Annotated in this window: 10 protein-coding genes and 2 riboswitches; of the genes, 3 read left to right on the top strand and 7 right to left on the bottom strand. The window is 76.8% G+C overall.

Translation table 11 applies throughout. The annotated features are described in order from the left end of the window. Positions 1 to 22 precede the first annotated feature (22 nt). Together cobI and cobN are read right to left on the bottom strand one after the other, a co-directional pair. Positions 23 to 757 (bottom strand): precorrin-2 C(20)-methyltransferase, encoded by a 735-nt coding sequence (gene cobI / locus HOP40_RS18735; protein ID WP_172160351.1) that lies wholly within the window; start codon positions 755 to 757, stop codon positions 23 to 25. Continuing rightward, positions 754 to 4,473, bottom strand: a complete 3,720-nt coding sequence (gene cobN, locus HOP40_RS18730) for a cobaltochelatase subunit CobN (protein WP_172160349.1) — start codon at positions 4,471 to 4,473, stop codon at positions 754 to 756. Before cobN ends, cobI begins: the two co-directional genes overlap by 4 nt. A 58-nt stretch (positions 4,474 to 4,531) precedes the next feature. After that, positions 4,532 to 4,657: riboswitch (cobalamin riboswitch) on the bottom strand. Between the two features lie 153 nt (positions 4,658 to 4,810). Here cobN and HOP40_RS18725 point away from each other — a divergent pair. From HOP40_RS18725 to HOP40_RS18715, 3 genes are read left to right on the top strand one after another with little or no spacing between them, the layout of a single operon-like run. Then, positions 4,811 to 5,407: a hypothetical protein gene (locus HOP40_RS18725; RefSeq protein ID WP_205346815.1), complete on the top strand. Its 597-nt coding sequence runs from the start codon at positions 4,811 to 4,813 to the stop codon at positions 5,405 to 5,407. Beyond that, positions 5,404 to 7,020, top strand: a complete 1,617-nt coding sequence (locus tag HOP40_RS18720; protein ID WP_172160347.1) for a hypothetical protein — start codon at positions 5,404 to 5,406, stop codon at positions 7,018 to 7,020. Before HOP40_RS18725 ends, HOP40_RS18720 begins: the two co-directional genes overlap by 4 nt. Positions 7,021 to 7,077: 57 nt before the next feature. Further along, entirely contained in the window at positions 7,078 to 8,739 is a 1,662-nt protein-coding gene (locus HOP40_RS18715; RefSeq protein WP_172160345.1) for a serine/threonine-protein kinase, read from the top strand. Here HOP40_RS18715 and cobA read toward each other — a convergent pair. From cobA to cbiE, 5 genes are all read right to left on the bottom strand, one after another. Further along, the gene (cobA, locus tag HOP40_RS18710) at positions 8,714 to 9,943 is read right to left on the bottom strand and encodes a uroporphyrinogen-III C-methyltransferase (protein WP_172168560.1); all 1,230 of its coding nucleotides are present in this window, start codon (positions 9,941 to 9,943) and stop codon (positions 8,714 to 8,716) included. The two genes, HOP40_RS18715 and cobA, sit on opposite strands and share 26 nt — an antisense overlap. Further along, positions 9,943 to 10,839, bottom strand: a complete 897-nt coding sequence (locus tag HOP40_RS18705) for a sirohydrochlorin chelatase (protein WP_205346814.1) — start codon at positions 10,837 to 10,839, stop codon at positions 9,943 to 9,945. Before HOP40_RS18705 ends, cobA begins: the two co-directional genes overlap by 1 nt. Further along, positions 10,836 to 11,417 carry a precorrin-8X methylmutase gene (locus HOP40_RS18700; protein WP_172160343.1) on the bottom strand — a complete coding sequence of 194 codons (582 nt, stop codon included), beginning with the start codon at positions 11,415 to 11,417 and terminating at the stop codon, positions 10,836 to 10,838. Before HOP40_RS18700 ends, HOP40_RS18705 begins: the two co-directional genes overlap by 4 nt. A gap of 60 nt (positions 11,418 to 11,477) precedes the next feature. After that, positions 11,478 to 11,537, bottom strand: a riboswitch (cobalamin riboswitch). 99 nt (positions 11,538 to 11,636) lie between these two features. Then, positions 11,637 to 13,316, bottom strand: coding sequence for a precorrin-3B C(17)-methyltransferase (gene cobJ / locus HOP40_RS18695; RefSeq protein ID WP_240157137.1), 1,680 nt, complete (start codon positions 13,314 to 13,316; stop codon positions 11,637 to 11,639). Further along, complete coding sequence (cbiE, locus tag HOP40_RS18690) at positions 13,313 to 14,476, bottom strand: precorrin-6y C5,15-methyltransferase (decarboxylating) subunit CbiE (protein ID WP_172160341.1); 1,164 nt, start codon at positions 14,474 to 14,476, stop codon at positions 13,313 to 13,315. The genes cobJ and cbiE overlap by 4 nt, the downstream gene beginning before the upstream one ends. Between the last annotated feature and the right edge of the window lie 59 nt (positions 14,477 to 14,535).

The raw sequence follows: 14,535 nt of genomic DNA, 5'->3' as shown, positions 1-14,535 counted from the left end.
AGGGTGGGGTGCGGGGTGGGGGTCACAGGGCTCCTCCTCGGCCGGTGCGGGCCGGGGGCACGATCAGCGTCGAGAGGTAGGGGCCGGGGGCGTCCGGGTCGAGCTCCGACGCGGGCCGGACGTCCTCCTCGGGCAGGCCGAGCCCCGAGCCGTACACCGCGCCGTCGAGGCGCCCGGTCTCGCGGAGCACCGCGAGGGTCTCGGGCAGCATCCGGCCGAACTTGTAGGCGACGACGGAGTCGCCGCGGCCCAGCGCCTCGCGGAAGCGCTCGGCGCCCGCCGTCATCGGGAACAGCGACAGCACCTCCCGCCCCTCGACGAGCGGGGTGCCGCTGCGCGCGGCGAGGTCCTGCATGGCGGTGATGCCGGGGATGAGCTCGACGGCCAGGTCGCCGACCAGGCCGCGCACGGTGGCGGCGAGGTAGGTGAAGGTGGAGTAGACGCACGGGTCGCCGATCGTGGCGAACGCCGCGGTCCCCCCCGGGTGCTCGGCGAACCAGCGCGCGACCTGCGCCGCGGCGTCGTCCCAGGCCCGCTCGCGGCGGGCGGTGTGCTCGCGGTCGTGCAGTGCGAACACCACCCGCTCGACGCGCCAGGCCTCGGCGTAGAACAGGACGGTCTGCTCGGCGCGCCCGGTCTCGCCGGAGTCGGCGACCGGCACGAACACGACGTCGGCCTTGGCGAGCAGGTTGGCGGCCTTGACCGTGACGAGGTCCGGGTCGCCGGGGCCCACGCCGACCCCCACGAGCGTGCTCATGCGTCGCCCTCCAGGTCGCCCTCGAGCTCCAGGTAGGTCTGCCGCAGCCGGTCGAGCACGGTGTCGTCGGGCTTGGCCCACATCCCGCGCTCGGCCGCCTCCAGCAGCCGCTCGGTGATGCCGCGCAGCGCCCACGGGTTCGACTTCTCCATGAACGCGCGGTTGGTGCCGTCGAACACGTAGCTCTCGGCGAGCTGGGCGTACATCCAGTCGTCGACGACGCCGGCGGTGGCGTCGTAGCCGAAGAGGTAGTCGACGGTGGCGGCGAGCTCGAACGCGCCCTTGTAGCCGTGGCGCTGCATCGCCGCGATCCACTTCGGGTTGACCACGCGCGCCCGGAACACCCGCTTGGTCTCCTCGGCCAGCGTGCGGGTGCGCACGGCGTCGGTGACGGCGGAGTCGCCGACGTAGGCCGCGGGCGTGCGGCCGGTGAGCGCGCGGACCGTGGCGACCATGCCGCCGTGGTACTGGAAGTAGTCGTCGGAGTCGACGATGTCGTGCTCGCGGGTGTCCTGGTTCTTCGCCGCGACCGAGATCCGCCGGAAGGACTGCTCCATGTCGGCGCGGGCCTCGCGCCCGTCGAGGCCGCGGCCGTAGGCGTAGCCGCCCCACACCGCGTAGACCTCGGCGAGGTCGGCGTCGCTGCGCCAGTTGCGGGCGTCGATGAGCGGGAGCAGGCCGGCCCCGTAGGCACCGGGCTTCGAGCCGAAGATGCGGGCGGTGGCGCGGCGGCGGTCGCCGTGCTCGGCGACGTCGGCCTCGACGTGCTCGCGCAGGTAGTTGTCGGGCTCGTCGACCTCGGCCACGGCGGCGAACGCGTCGTCGAGCAGCGTGATGACGTGCGGGAACGCGTCGCGGAAGAAGCCGGAGATGCGGACGGTGACGTCGATGCGCGGCCGCCCCAGCTCCTCGCGCGGCACGATCTCGAAGCCGGTGACGCGCCGCGAGGCCTCGTCCCAGACCGGGCGGGTGCCGATGAGGGCGAGGATCTCGGCGAGGTCGTCGCCCTGGGTGCGCATGGCGCTGGTGCCCCAGACCGTGAGGCCGACGCTGCGCGGGTGCTCGCCGGTGTCGGCCAGGTGCCGGGCGATGAGCGAGTCGGCGAGCATCAACCCGATCTCCCACGCGCTGCGCGACGGGATGGCCTTGGGGTCGACGGAGTAGAAGTTGCGGCCCGTCGGCAGGACGTTGACCAGCCCGCGGGTGGGCGAGCCCGACGGTCCGGCCGGGACGTGCCCGCCGTCGAGGGCGTGCAGGACGCCGGTGACCTCGTCGGTGGTGCGGGCCAGGCGCGGCACGACCTCGGCGCAGCCGAACTCCAGCACTGCGACGACGTCGGCGACGGGTTCCCCGAGCAGCTCGGTGACGACCGCGGCGGCGTCGGACCAGCCGCGCTCCTGCAGGGCGGTCACGAGCTGCCGGGCGACGGACTCGAGGACGTCGACGAGGTCGGCGCCGGTGCGGGAGGGGCCGCCCGCGAGCCGGACCACCCGCTCCCGCGCGGTGTCCTCTCGCGCTTCCCTTTGCTCTGAGCACCCGGACGCACCACCCGGGTGGTGCGTATCGGTGTCCAGAGCAAAGGGGGCGACCGACGCCCCCGGCTCGGCCAGCAGCGCCTGCTCGTCCAGCCCCGCCCACGCCGCCAGCGCCGCCCGCAACCCCGGCAGCGCCCGCTTCCCGCCCCACACCTGGGTGGCCCGCAGGATGCTCAGCACCAGGTTGACCTGCGCCTCGTCCGCCGGCACCCCGCCCAGGACGTGCAGCCCGTCGCGGATCTGGACGTCCTTCACCTCGCACAGGTAGCCGTCGATGTGCAGCACGAAGTCGTCGAAGTCGTCCTCGCCGGGCGCGGTGTCGACGTGCAGGTCGTGGTGCAGCTGCGCGGCCTGCACGACCTCCCAGATCCGGGCGCGCAGGGCGGGCGTCTTGGCCGGGTCCATCGCCTGGACCGTCGCGTACTCGTCGAGCAGCTGCTCCAGCTTCGCCATCTCGCCGTAGGTGTCGGCGCGGGCCATCGGCGGGACGAGGTGGTCGACGACCACGGCGTGCCCGCGCCGCTTGGCCTGCGTCCCCTCCCCCGGGTCGTTGACGATGAACGGGTAGACCAGCGGCAGCTCGCCCAGCACGGCGTCGGGCGCGCACTCCGCCGAGAGCCCGAGCCCCTTGCCCGGCAGCCACTCCAGCGTGCCGTGCTTGCCCAGGTGCACGACCGCGTGCGCGCCGAAGGAGTGCTCCAGCCAGCGGTACGCGGCCAGGTAGTGGTGCGAGGGCGGCAGGTCCGGGTCGTGGTAGATCGCGATCGGGTTCTCCCCGAACCCCCGCGGCGGCTGGATCATCAGCACGACGTTGCCGAAGGTCAGCGAGGCCAGGACGACGTCGGTCCCGTCGACGTAGAGCGACCCGGGCGCCTCGCCCCAGTGCTGGCGGATCCCGTCGGTCAGCGCGGCCGGCAGGGCGTCGAACCAGCGGCGGTAGTCCTCCAGCGGCACCCGCGACGGGGCCGCGGCGAGCTGCTCCTCGGTGAGCCACTCGACGTCGTGCCCGCCCGCGGCGATCAGGGTGTGGATGAGCTCGTCGGAGTCCTCGGGGAAGTCGCCGACGGTGTAGCCCGCGTCGCGCAGGGCGGTGAGCAGCACGACCGCCGACGCCGGGGTGTCGAGACCCACCGCGTTGCCGACCCGCGAGTGCTTGGTCGGGTAGGACGACAGCACGACCGCGAGCTTCCGCTCGGCCACCGGGGTGCGGCGCAGCGAGGCGTGACGCACGGCGAGCCCGGCCAGGCGGGCGGCGCGCTCGGGGTCGGCGCGGTAGACCGGCAGGTCGTCGCCCGGCTCCGTCTCCTTGAACGAGAACGGCACGGTGATCAGCCGGCCGTCGAACTCGGGGATCGCGACCTGCATCGCCGCGTCCATCGGCGACAGGGCCGCGTCGGAGGCCTCCCAGACCGCGCGCGAGGTCGTGAGCGAGAGCCCTTGCAGGACGGGGACGTCGAGCGCGGCGAGCGCACCAGGGTCCCATGCGTCCTCCTCGCCCCCGGCCGACGCCGACGACGCGACGGTCCCGCCCGCGGCGAGCACCGTCGTGACCAGCGCGTCGACGCCCGACAGCAGCGCCATCAGCTCGTCGTCCGCCCGGCGCAGCGAGCCGCAGAACACCGGCAGGGCGTTGGCGCCGCGGGCCTCGACCTGCTCGCACAGCGTCTCGACGAACGCGGTGTTCCCCGACAGCGCGTGCGCCCGGTAGAACACGACGCCGACGGTCGGCCGCTCCGGGTCGTGGGGGCGGTCGCCCAGCACGCCGAACTCGGGGGTCGGTGCCGGCGCCGCGAACCCCTCGCCGGTGAGCAGGACGGTGTCGGAGAGGAAGCGGTGCAGCTCGCGCAGGTTGGCGGTGCCGCCGGCGGCCAGGTAGGCCAGCGCCTCCGACGCCACGCCCGCGGGCACCGTGGAAGCGGCCATCAGCTCGGCGTCGGGGGCGGCCTCCCCGCCCAGCAGCACGACCGGGCGCCCGCTCGCGACCAGCGCGTCGACGCCCTCGGGCCAGGCCCGGCGGCCGCCGAGCAGCCGGAGCACGACGACGTCGACGCCGTCGAGCAGCGCCGGCAGCCCCTCCGGTTCGACGCGGGCGGGGTTGGCGGTGCGGTACACCGCGTCCGACCCGCGGGCGGCGAGCAGCTCGGTGTCGGCGGTGGACAGCAGCAGGACGACGGGCGCCATCGGTGGCTCCTCCTCCGAGGGTCCGCGCCCTCGACTCGGGGTGACGACGACGGCAGCGAGTCTCCTGGCTCCCGGATCGGCACGGGGCGCCCGACCTTCCCGCCTCACGGCAGTGGTCTCGACGGCTGGGCGCCCGCTCCCCGGTGACAGTGGCGGGACCGCGTCGGACTCGCACCGACTTCCTCCACTGCCGTCCGGGGAACCTGACCACACCCCGGGCGCGGGGGTCAACGAGAAGTGACCCAGCGGGGAGGTTTGGCGCGGAGTCCGCTTCGGGAACCACCTGGGAACGGTTCACTCGATCGAGTGTGTCGTCCGCCACACAGAGAGGTGCCCGGTGGAACCCACTGTGATCGTCCTGATCGTCGTCGTCGTGGTGCTCGTCATCGCCCTCGGCGTCGCCGGTGTCCTGCTGTCCCGCCGCCGCCGTTCCGAGCGCCTCCAGGAGCGCTACGGCCCGGAGTACGACCGCACCCTCGCGGAGACGGGCGACCCCCGCGAGGCCGAGTCCCGCCTCGTGGAGCGCGAGAAGCGCCACCGCTCGCTCGACGTCCGCGACCTGCGCCCCGAGGAGCGTGACCGCTTCGGCGCCTCGTGGGCGGAGATCCAGCGCGGCTTCGTCGACGACCCGGTGCAGTCGCTGCGCCGCGCCGACGGCCTCGTCGTGGAGATCATGCGCACCCGCGGCTACCCGGTGGACGACTTCGAGCGCCGCGCCGAGGACATCTCCGTGGAGCACCCGCAGGTCGTCGCGCACTACCGCGAGGCCCGCGCTGTCCGCGACGCCACCGAGCACGGCGCCGTCGACACCGAGCAGCAGCGCCACGCCGTCACGTCCTACCGGTCGCTGGTGGAGGCCCTGCTCGGACACGACGTGCGCCAGGACGCCACGCAGAACGGCCGCCACCACAGCACCGAGGAGCAGACGCGATGACCACTCCCGACCGCCACGACGACCGGAACGCCGACCGCCCCCGCGGCGGGGTCCGCGGGGTCATCGACGACCTGCTGGGCCGCAACGACGACGACGGGCGCCACGGTGAGGCGCGGCAGGAGGACGGCCGCGCACCCGACGGCTCCGAGGACCTGACCCGCCCGGTCCCCTCGGGCCAGGCGCAGGGCACGACGGCCGGCCAGGCCCCGCCGCCCGGGTACGGCCCGAGCGCGGGCACCCCCATCCCGGGTGCGCCGGGCGCCCAGGGCGGTGGGCCCCAGGGCGGTGGGCCCCAGGGCGGGGCTCCCCAGGGCGGGGCTCCCCAGGGCGGGATGTCCCAGGGCGGGATGCCGCAGGGCGGGATGCCGCAGGCCGGCGCCCCGCAGGGCGGGATGCCGCAGGCCGCCCCGCCGCAGGGCGGGATGGCGCAGACGGCCGCGCAGGGTGCCGCGCACCAGACCGCGGGCCAGCAGATAAGCGGGCAGCAGGTCGGCGGCCAGCAGGTGGGCGGCCAGCAGGTGGGCGGCCAGCAGGGCGGTGTCGCCGGCGGTTCCGCGGCCCCCGGCGACCGGTTCGGCGCGCCGCAGAACCAGGCCGCACCGACCACCCCGGCCCCGACGACCCCGATGGGCACCCCGGCCCCGACCACGCCGATGGGCACCGAGCCGGACGCGCACGGCGCCTCGGCCGGGCACGACGACCAGGGACGCGGCGAGGAGCGCGGGCGCGGCCCGGGCGCCGGCGCGATGGCGGCCGGAGCCGCAGCGGCGGCCGGGGTCGCGGGTGCGGCGGTCGCCGCCCACCAGCGGACCGACGACCGGCGGACCGACGACCGGCGGACCGACGACCGGCGGACCGACGACCGGCGGACCGACGACCGAACCGGCACCGCGACCGGGTACGACACCGGCCGCACCGACCCGGGGCGCCGCGACGCCGGGCAGTCGGGCACCGGCCTGACGGGCTCCGGCATGACGGGCTCGGACGGCTCCGACCGGACCGGCACCGACCGCACGGACACCGACCGCACGGACACCGACCGCGGCGACCGCGGCGGGCTGGCCGGGGCCGCGGGTGCGAGCGCCGCCGGGGCCACCGTCGGAGCGACCGCGGGCCGGCACGACGCCGACCAGCGGGGCGAGGACCAGCGCGGCCAGGACCGGTACGGGCAGGACCGGTCCGACCAGGACCGGCGCGGCGCCGACCAGGACGGGATCGGCCAGCACCAGGGCCAACACCAGTCCCGGTCCCAGGGCGGCCACGACGCGAGCACCACGACCGGAGGCACCGCGACCGGAGGCACCGCGACCGCCGGCAGCGCCTCCCTGGGCGACGACGCCAGCGGCCGGGAGCGCCTGTTCCCGGCCTCCCGCGCCGAGGAGTACGGGGCGCGCTGGGACGCCGTGAAGGGCGCGTTCGTCGACGAGCCGCGCCAGGCCGTCCGCCAGGCCGACGCGCTCGTGGGCGAGGTGCTCGACGAGCTCGAGCGGCTGTTCCGCGAGCAGCGCAGCGGACTGGAGCACGGCCTCGACACCGACGACACCTCCACCGAGGACCTGCGCCTGGCCCTGCGCCGCTACCGCAGCTTCTTCGACCGGCTGCTGTCGCTGTAGCTCGGAACCGGTAGTCGTACCGACGTCGGGCTCCGCAGGCGGTTCTACACTCCGCCCGTGGAGCCCGACCGTCCCGACCTCGGGATCCCCGGCCTCACCGACGCGCGCGTGCTGGGCCGCGGCGGGTTCGGCACCGTCTTCGCGGCGCACGAGGCGGAGTTCGGCCGGGACGTCGCCGTCAAGATCCTGCGCGAGCGCCTCGACGACGAATCCGTCCGCCGCGCGTTCGCCCGCGAGTGCCAGGCGATGGGGGCGCTGTCGGGGCACCCGCACATCGTCACCGTGCACCGCGGCGGCACCACCGCCCACGGGCAGCCCTACATCGTCATGGACCTCATGTCGGGCGGGTCGCTCGCCGAGCGGGTCGAGCGCGCACCGCTGCCCTGGCCCGAGGTGCTCGACGTCGGCGTCCTGCTCGGCGGGGCCCTGGAGACCGCGCACCGCCGCGGCATCCTGCACCTGGACCTCAAGCCCGCGAACGTCCTCGTCTCCCGCTACGGCGAGCCCAAGCTCGGCGACTTCGGCATCGCCCGCCTCCCGGGGATCGCCGAGACCACCGGCGGCGTCCGCGTCAGCCCGGCCTACGCCGCGCCGGAGCGCCTCGCCGAGGGCACCAGCACCGTCCGCACCGACCTGTACGGCTTCGGCGCGACCCTGTTCACCCTGCTCACGGGCACGTCCGCGTTCGGCCGGGACACCCCGGAGGAGCTGCTGGTGATGCTCGCCCGGATCATCCGCGACCCGGTGCCCGACCTGCGGCCGCGTGGGGTCCCGGACGCGGTGTGCCGGGTCGTGGAGCGGTTGATGGCGAAGGCGCCCGAGGACCGGTTCGCCTCGGCGGCCGACGCCGTCGCCGCGCTGCAGCACGCGCAGCGCGCCACCGGCCAGCCCGTCACGCGGGCGGTCGTCGAGGGGGCGGCGACGGCGGCGCAGGAGTCGGCGGCCCCGACCAGCCTCGCCCTGGAACCCCCGCCCACGGCCTCCTTCCCCCACCCCGCGCCGCGGCCGCCGCAGCCGCCGTCGCGGCAGGACGTGCCACGGCAGGATGTGCCGCGGTACGCGCCGCAGTACGCCGCGCCTCGGCCGCAGCCGGCCACCTGGCCCCGTCCGGGCGGTCCCACCGGCCCGCCGCCCGCCCGGCCCGCGCGCCGCGGCCTGCTGCTCGGCCTGGTCGCGGTGCTGGTCGTGGCCGCCCTGGCCGTCGGGGGCGTGCTCCTGAGCCGCGGCCTCGGCGGAGGCACTCCCACGCCCACGACGACGACGCCGGCCCCGACACCGCAGACGCCGCCGCCCACGGCTACCGGGACGACCACGGCCCCGCCGGACGCGGCCGTCGCCCTCGCCGCGGGCGTCACCGGCGCCGAGGTCCCCGCCGCCCTCGCGACGATGGACGCCTACGTGGGCTCGATCAACGACGAGCGCTACGCCGACACGTTCGGCCTGTTCAGCCCGGACTCACGGGTCGTGCAGAACGGGCTGCAGGCGTGGCTCGACCAGCAGCGCCCCCGCGAGATCACCGACGCCGAGATCACCTCGGTCCGCGCGGGCCAGGACGGCGACGTGCAGGTCGTCATGACCTTCACCAGCCGCCAGGCCGCCGCCGACGGACCGGGCGGTGACCAGGCGTGCACCGAGTGGGAGCAGTCCTACGTGCTGACCGGCCCGGAGCGGCTGATCCGCAGCAGCGAGACGTTCACGTCGCGGGCCTGCCCGTCGTGACCGCCTCGCCGAGCCCGGCGACGGGCCCGACGACCACCACCGCGGGCGGGCTGATGCCCTCGGCCCGCACGACGTCGGCGACCGTGGCGAGCGTGGCCCGGACCGAGCGCTGGATGCGCATGGTGCCGTCCTGCACGACCGCGACGGGCGTGTCGGCGGGCCGGCCCCCGTCGATCAGGGCCGTGGCGAACGCCCCCACCCGCTCGACGGCCATGAGCAGCACGACCGTGCCGCGCAGCCGCCCGAGGGCGGGCCAGTCGACGAGGCTGCGGGGGTCGTCGGGCGCGACGTGCCCGGAGACGACGACGATCTCGTGCGCGACCCCGCGGTGGCTCACCGGCACGTCCGCCACGGCCGGGGCGGCGAACGCGCTGGTCACGCCGGGGACGACGGTGACGGGCACGCCCGCCTCCGCGCACGCGAGCGCCTCCTCGAAGCCGCGGCCGAAGACGTAGGGGTCGCCGCCCTTGAGCCGCACGACGAACCGGCCGGCGCGCGCGTGCTCGATGAGCAGGTCGTTGATCGTGGCCTGGTTCATCGCGCGCCCGTAGGGGATCTTCGACGCGTCGACGACCTCGACGTGCGGGGCGAGCGAGTCGAGCAGGTCGCGCGGGCCGAGCCGGTCGGTGACGACGACGTCGGCGCGCGCGAGCAGCCGCCGCCCGCGCACGGTGATCAGCTCGGGGTCGCCGGGGCCCCCTCCGACGAGCGCGACGCCCGGCGTCACGGGGTCGGCGGTGTCGTCGACGAGCCCGGTCTGCAGCGCCTCGACGAGCGCGGTGCGCACAGCGGCCGAGCGGCGGGGGCGGCGCCCGGCCAGCACGCCGACGGTCAGTCCGTCGTGCTGCCCGACGGCCGGGGTGACGGCGCTGCCGCCCTCGGCGTCGTCGGCGCGGACGCAGAAGGTCCGCGCCGCCTCTGCCTCGGCGGCGACGGCGGCGTTGACCTCGGCGGAGTCGGTGCAGGCCACGACGTACCAGGCGCCGTCGAGGTCGCCGGGCGCGTACGCGCGGGGTTCCCACGTCAGCTCGCGGGCGGTCGCCATGCCCTCGACGGCCGGGGTCGCCGCGGGCGCGACGACGAGCACGTCGGCCCCGGCGGCGAGCAGCCCGGTGATCCGGCGCTGCGCCACGGTGCCGGCGCCGACGACGACGACGCGGCGCCCGGCGAGGTCCAGGCCGACCAGGTAGGGGTCCACGGTGATCACCCCGCGTGCCCGTGGGCGTGGCCGTGCCCGTGGCCGTGACCGCCTGCGGGGTCGTCCGGGTGGTGGTGCGGGGTCTGCGGCGCGCCGAGCTTGTCCTCGAACCCGGGCAGGAGCACGCGGTAGGCGCAGGTGTCGCAGTTCATCCGGATGTCGCCGTGCAGGGCCTCGCGGTAGCGCTCGACGACCAGGCCGGCGAGCTCGTCGCAGTCGCCCAGGTAGCCGGCGACGCGGACGTCGACGTCGTCGTGCTCGGCGCCGAAGCCCTCCGCCTGCGCGACGACGCGCCGCGGCAGCACCCCGTCGAACAGGAAGTACGGGGCGACGACGACCCGGCGCGCGCCCAGCGCCCGGCAGCGCGCGAGCCCGGTGACGACGTCGGGCTTCGCGAGCGAGACGAACGCGGTCTCGACGAACTCGTAGCCGCGTCCCTCCTGCAGCAGGCGGGCGACCTTGCAGACCTCGGCGTTCGCGTCGGGGTCGGTCGCGCCGCGCCCGACCAGCAGCACGGCCGTGCCCTCGGGCTCGGCGACCGCCGCGATCCGCTGGGCGAGGATGTCGAGCAGCACCGGGTGCGGTCCGAGCGGGCGGCCGAAGACGTAGCTGGTGCCGGGCTCGCGGCGCACCTCGCGCTCCAGCGCGGCGGGGATGTCGCCCTTCGCGTGGCCCGCGCCGACGAGCACCATCGGCACGGCGGCGCGGTGGGTGTGGCCGCGGCCGGTGAGCCGCTCCCACGCCTCGTGCACGGTGGGCTGCGACAGCTCGATGAACCCGCCGTCGACGTCGACGTCCTCGGCGGCCAGCAGGCGGCGCAGGCGGTCGGTGAAGGAGACGAACTCCGCCACCCCCGCGGCGTCGACCGTGCCGTGGCCGGCCAGCATCAGGGGCGTGTTCACGAGGGGTCCTCTCCATCGGCGTAGAGCAGGGCGTTGACGGCGGCGGCCGCGGCGGCGGCTCCCCCGCGCTCGGAGCGGTTGGACACCGACGGCCAGCCTGCCGCCCGCAGCGCCGCCTTGGCCGCGACCGACCCGACGAACCCGACGGGCAGCCCGATCACGAGCGGGCTCCGCACGCCGGTGCGCAGCAGCTCGTCGAGCGCGGTGGGGGCGTTGCCGATCACCCACACCGCGCCGTCCGGGTACTGCGCCGCGGCGGCGCGGATGCCGGTGGCCGAGCGGGTGAGCCCGGGCGCGGCGACGGGGGCCAGGTCCAGCGCGACGACCGACGGCCGCGCGGTGACCCCGACCGCGACCATCCGCACGTCGGTGACCAGCGGCGCCCCCGCCAGCAGGGCCGCGCGGCCGGCGCGCAGGGCGCCCTCGTCGCAGACCAGGTCGCCCGCCCAGGACGGGTCGGCGGTGGTGTGCACGACCCGCTCGACCACGGCGCGGGTGAGCGGCGGCAGGTCGGCGGTGTCGAGGCGGGTGCGCAGGATCGCGTAGGACTCGGTCTCGATGGGGTGCACGGTGCGCACGGCTGCTCCTCCCCGGGTGTTCCTCGCCCGGTGCGGCGGTGGTGGTGGCGACGTGCGCGAGGTCTGGCTCCCCCGGAGGGACACAGTGGCGGGACCGCCCCGGAGTCGCACCGGGTTCCCACGCAGTCGGATCGCGGCGAGCATAACCCGGGGGTGCGGGCCCGGCCGCCGACCGTGAGGGGGCCGACAGGATCGGACGCCGCCGATCAGATCCGGGACTCACCGCCAGCGGTAGCCCCGCGGCGTCACCATCCGCCCCGCCACCATCCGGGTCGTGCTCGACCCGACGACGACCGTGGTGAACATGTCGACCTCGGCCGGGTCGAACTCCGCGATCGGGGCGGTCCACACCCGCTGCCCGGGGCGCCCGGCCTGCCGCACGGCGCCCACGGGCGTCGACGGCGGGCGGTGGGCCCGGAAGACCTCCAGCGCCGCGCCGAGCTGCCAGTGCCGGTCGCGGCTGCGGGGGTTGTAGAAGCAGGTGACGAGGTCGGCCGCGGCCGCCGCGGCCACGCGCTGCTCGATCACCGGGTACGGGGTGTGCAGGTCCGACAGCGAGATGAGGACGTGGTCGTGGCCGAGCGGGGCGCCCAGCAGCGCGGCGGAGGCGAGCGCGGCGGTCACGCCCGGCACGCCGACGACGTCGATGTCGGCACCCGCGCCTTCCAGCGCCGGGCTGGCCATGGCGTAGATGCCGGCGTCGCCGGACCCGATGAGCGCGACCGCGAGGCCCTTGCCCGCGAGCGCGACGGCGTCGGCGGCGCGCTGCTCCTCGTCGCCCAGGCCGCTGGCGCGGACCTCGGTGCCCGGGCGCAGCAGGTGCCGGACCTGGTCGACGTACTGGTCGAGCCCCACCACGACCGACGCCCGGCGCAGCTCGGCGTCGGCGCGCGGGACGCGCAGGTCGGCGGCCCCCGGGCCGAGGCCGACGATCGCGAGCCGCCCGCGCGCGCGGACCCGCGCCACGGCCACCGTCACGTTGTCGCCCTTGACCTTCTCGACGACGAGCTCCGCGCCCGGCCCCGCGTGGTGCAGCGCCGCGGCCTCGGCGACGCTGGGCGTGCCGACCTCGGCGCGCACCACCTCGCTGGGGTTGGGCACCGCGACGCGCGCCAGCACCTCGGCCGGGTAGGTGTGCAGCGGGTGCGGGGCGATCGCGGCGAGGATGCCGGCCTCGTCGGCCTTGAGGTCGACCGACGCGACGGCCCGCACGGCGCGCAGGTCGAAGCCCAGCTCGTCCTCGACGCGGCGCAGCGTCTGCGCGACGGCGGCGGGGGTCACGCCGCGCGCGCTGCCGATGCCCACGACCAGCGTCCTGGGCACCAGCACCGTCCACGCCGGGGCGGCGCCGGGGGCCGCGCGGTCGCTGATCGTGATGGTGTGGCGCGGCTCGCCGACCAGCGGCGGGAGCGGGGGCAGCGGCAGACCGAGCGGGTTCTCCACGCGGGCGGCGCCGTCGAGCAGCGCGGTGCCGGCCGCGGCGGCGTCGCCGTCGACCTCGGCGTCCAGGAGCGCGGCGAGCTCGTCGAGCCCGGTGGACCCGGCCGCGTCGGAGGCCGTCGTGATGACCGGCTCGGCGCCGAGCAGGGCCGCCACGCGGGTCGCGAGCGCGTTGGCCCCGCCCTCGTGCCCGCCGGTGAGCGCGACGGCGAAGCGGCGGGCCTCGTCGACGCAGACCACGCCGGGGTCGGTGCGCTTGTCGGACAGCAGCGGCGCGATCAGCCGCACGGTGGCGCCGGTGGCCAGGCAGAACACGGCGGCGTCGAGGGCGGGCCACAGCGCCGGGAGCTCGTCGAGCGCCCGGACCTCCGCGCCGAGGGCGGGCGCCAGCTCGGCGGCGGCGCGGCGGCCGGCGTCGGTGACGGCGAACAGCGCGATCCCCGTTGTCGGTCGGTTCACAGTTCTCCCCAGAGCAGCAGGATCGGGTTGGTGGCGGCGAGGCGGACGCTGCCGCCGGGCAGGTCGGCCAGCCGCGACGCCGCGAGCTGGACGCCCTCGACGCGGTAGGCGTGCAGGGCGTCGCGGGTCGGGGCGAGGCGGTCGAGCGCGGCGAGGGCGACGACGACGCGCGGCGCCCCGGTGGCCGCCGCGGCCGCGACGACGTCGGGGCCTCCCCCGCCGACGAACACGGCGTCGGGCTGCGGCAGCCCGGCCAGCGCGGCCGGGGCCCCGCCCTCCACCACCCGCACGTCGACGCCGTGCGCGGCGGCGTTCTCGCGGACGCGGGCGGCGTCGTCGGGGCGGCGCTCGACGGCGACCACGGCCGCGCCGAGCCGCGCGCACTCGACGCCGACCGAGCCGGAGCCCGCGCCGACGTCCCACACGAGCACGCCCGGCGCGGGGGCGAGTCGGGCCAGCGCGAGCGCGCGGACCTCGGCCTTGGTGACCATGCCGGCGCGGTGGGCGAAGGCGTCGTCGGGCAGCGCCCATCCGCCGGGGCGCGGCGGGCCGCCGGCGATCCAGGCGGGGTCGGGCACGGCGTCGGGGTCGCGCAGGCAGAGCACGACGTTCGGGTCGCGCCAGGTGCGGGCGGCGGCCTCGTCCGGGGTCACGGTGCTGACCCGCTCGTGCGGGCCGTCCAGGTCCTCGGCGACGACGAGCGTGCGCTCCCACCCGTGCAGCGCCGCGCCGATCTCGGCGGGACCGGCGCCGGGGGCGGTGAGCACGGCGGTCGCGGGGCGCGCGCGGCAGACGTTGACGGCGGGGCCCAGCGCGCGTCCGTGCGCGCTGACCACGGCGACGTCGTCCCAGGGCCGCCCGATCCGCGCGAACGCCCGCTGCACCGACGAGCGGGCCGGCAGCACGACCGGGTCGTGCCCGCGGGCGCGCAGGAGCCGGACGATGCCGAAGAAGCCGGGGTCGCCGCTGGCCAGGACGACGCCGCGGCGGCCGTCGAGCGCGTCGAGGGCGGCGTCGACCGGCCCCATCGCGACCCGCTCGGCGCCCGCGGGTGCGAGGTGCAGGTAGCGCGCGGCCCCGGCGACGACCTCGGCCTGCGCGAGCGCCGCCGAGGCGGCGGGGGGCAGCGGGGAGCCGTCGACGCCGACGACGGTCAGCACGACGCGACCTCGCACAGCGGGTGGCGACCTCGCACACCGTCGGCGGTGTGCGAGGTGCG

The organism is Pseudonocardia broussonetiae, from assembly GCF_013155125.1.
Lineage (GTDB): Bacteria > Actinomycetota > Actinomycetes > Mycobacteriales > Pseudonocardiaceae > Pseudonocardia > Pseudonocardia broussonetiae.
This window is presented reverse-complemented; position numbering and strand designations above follow the sequence as displayed.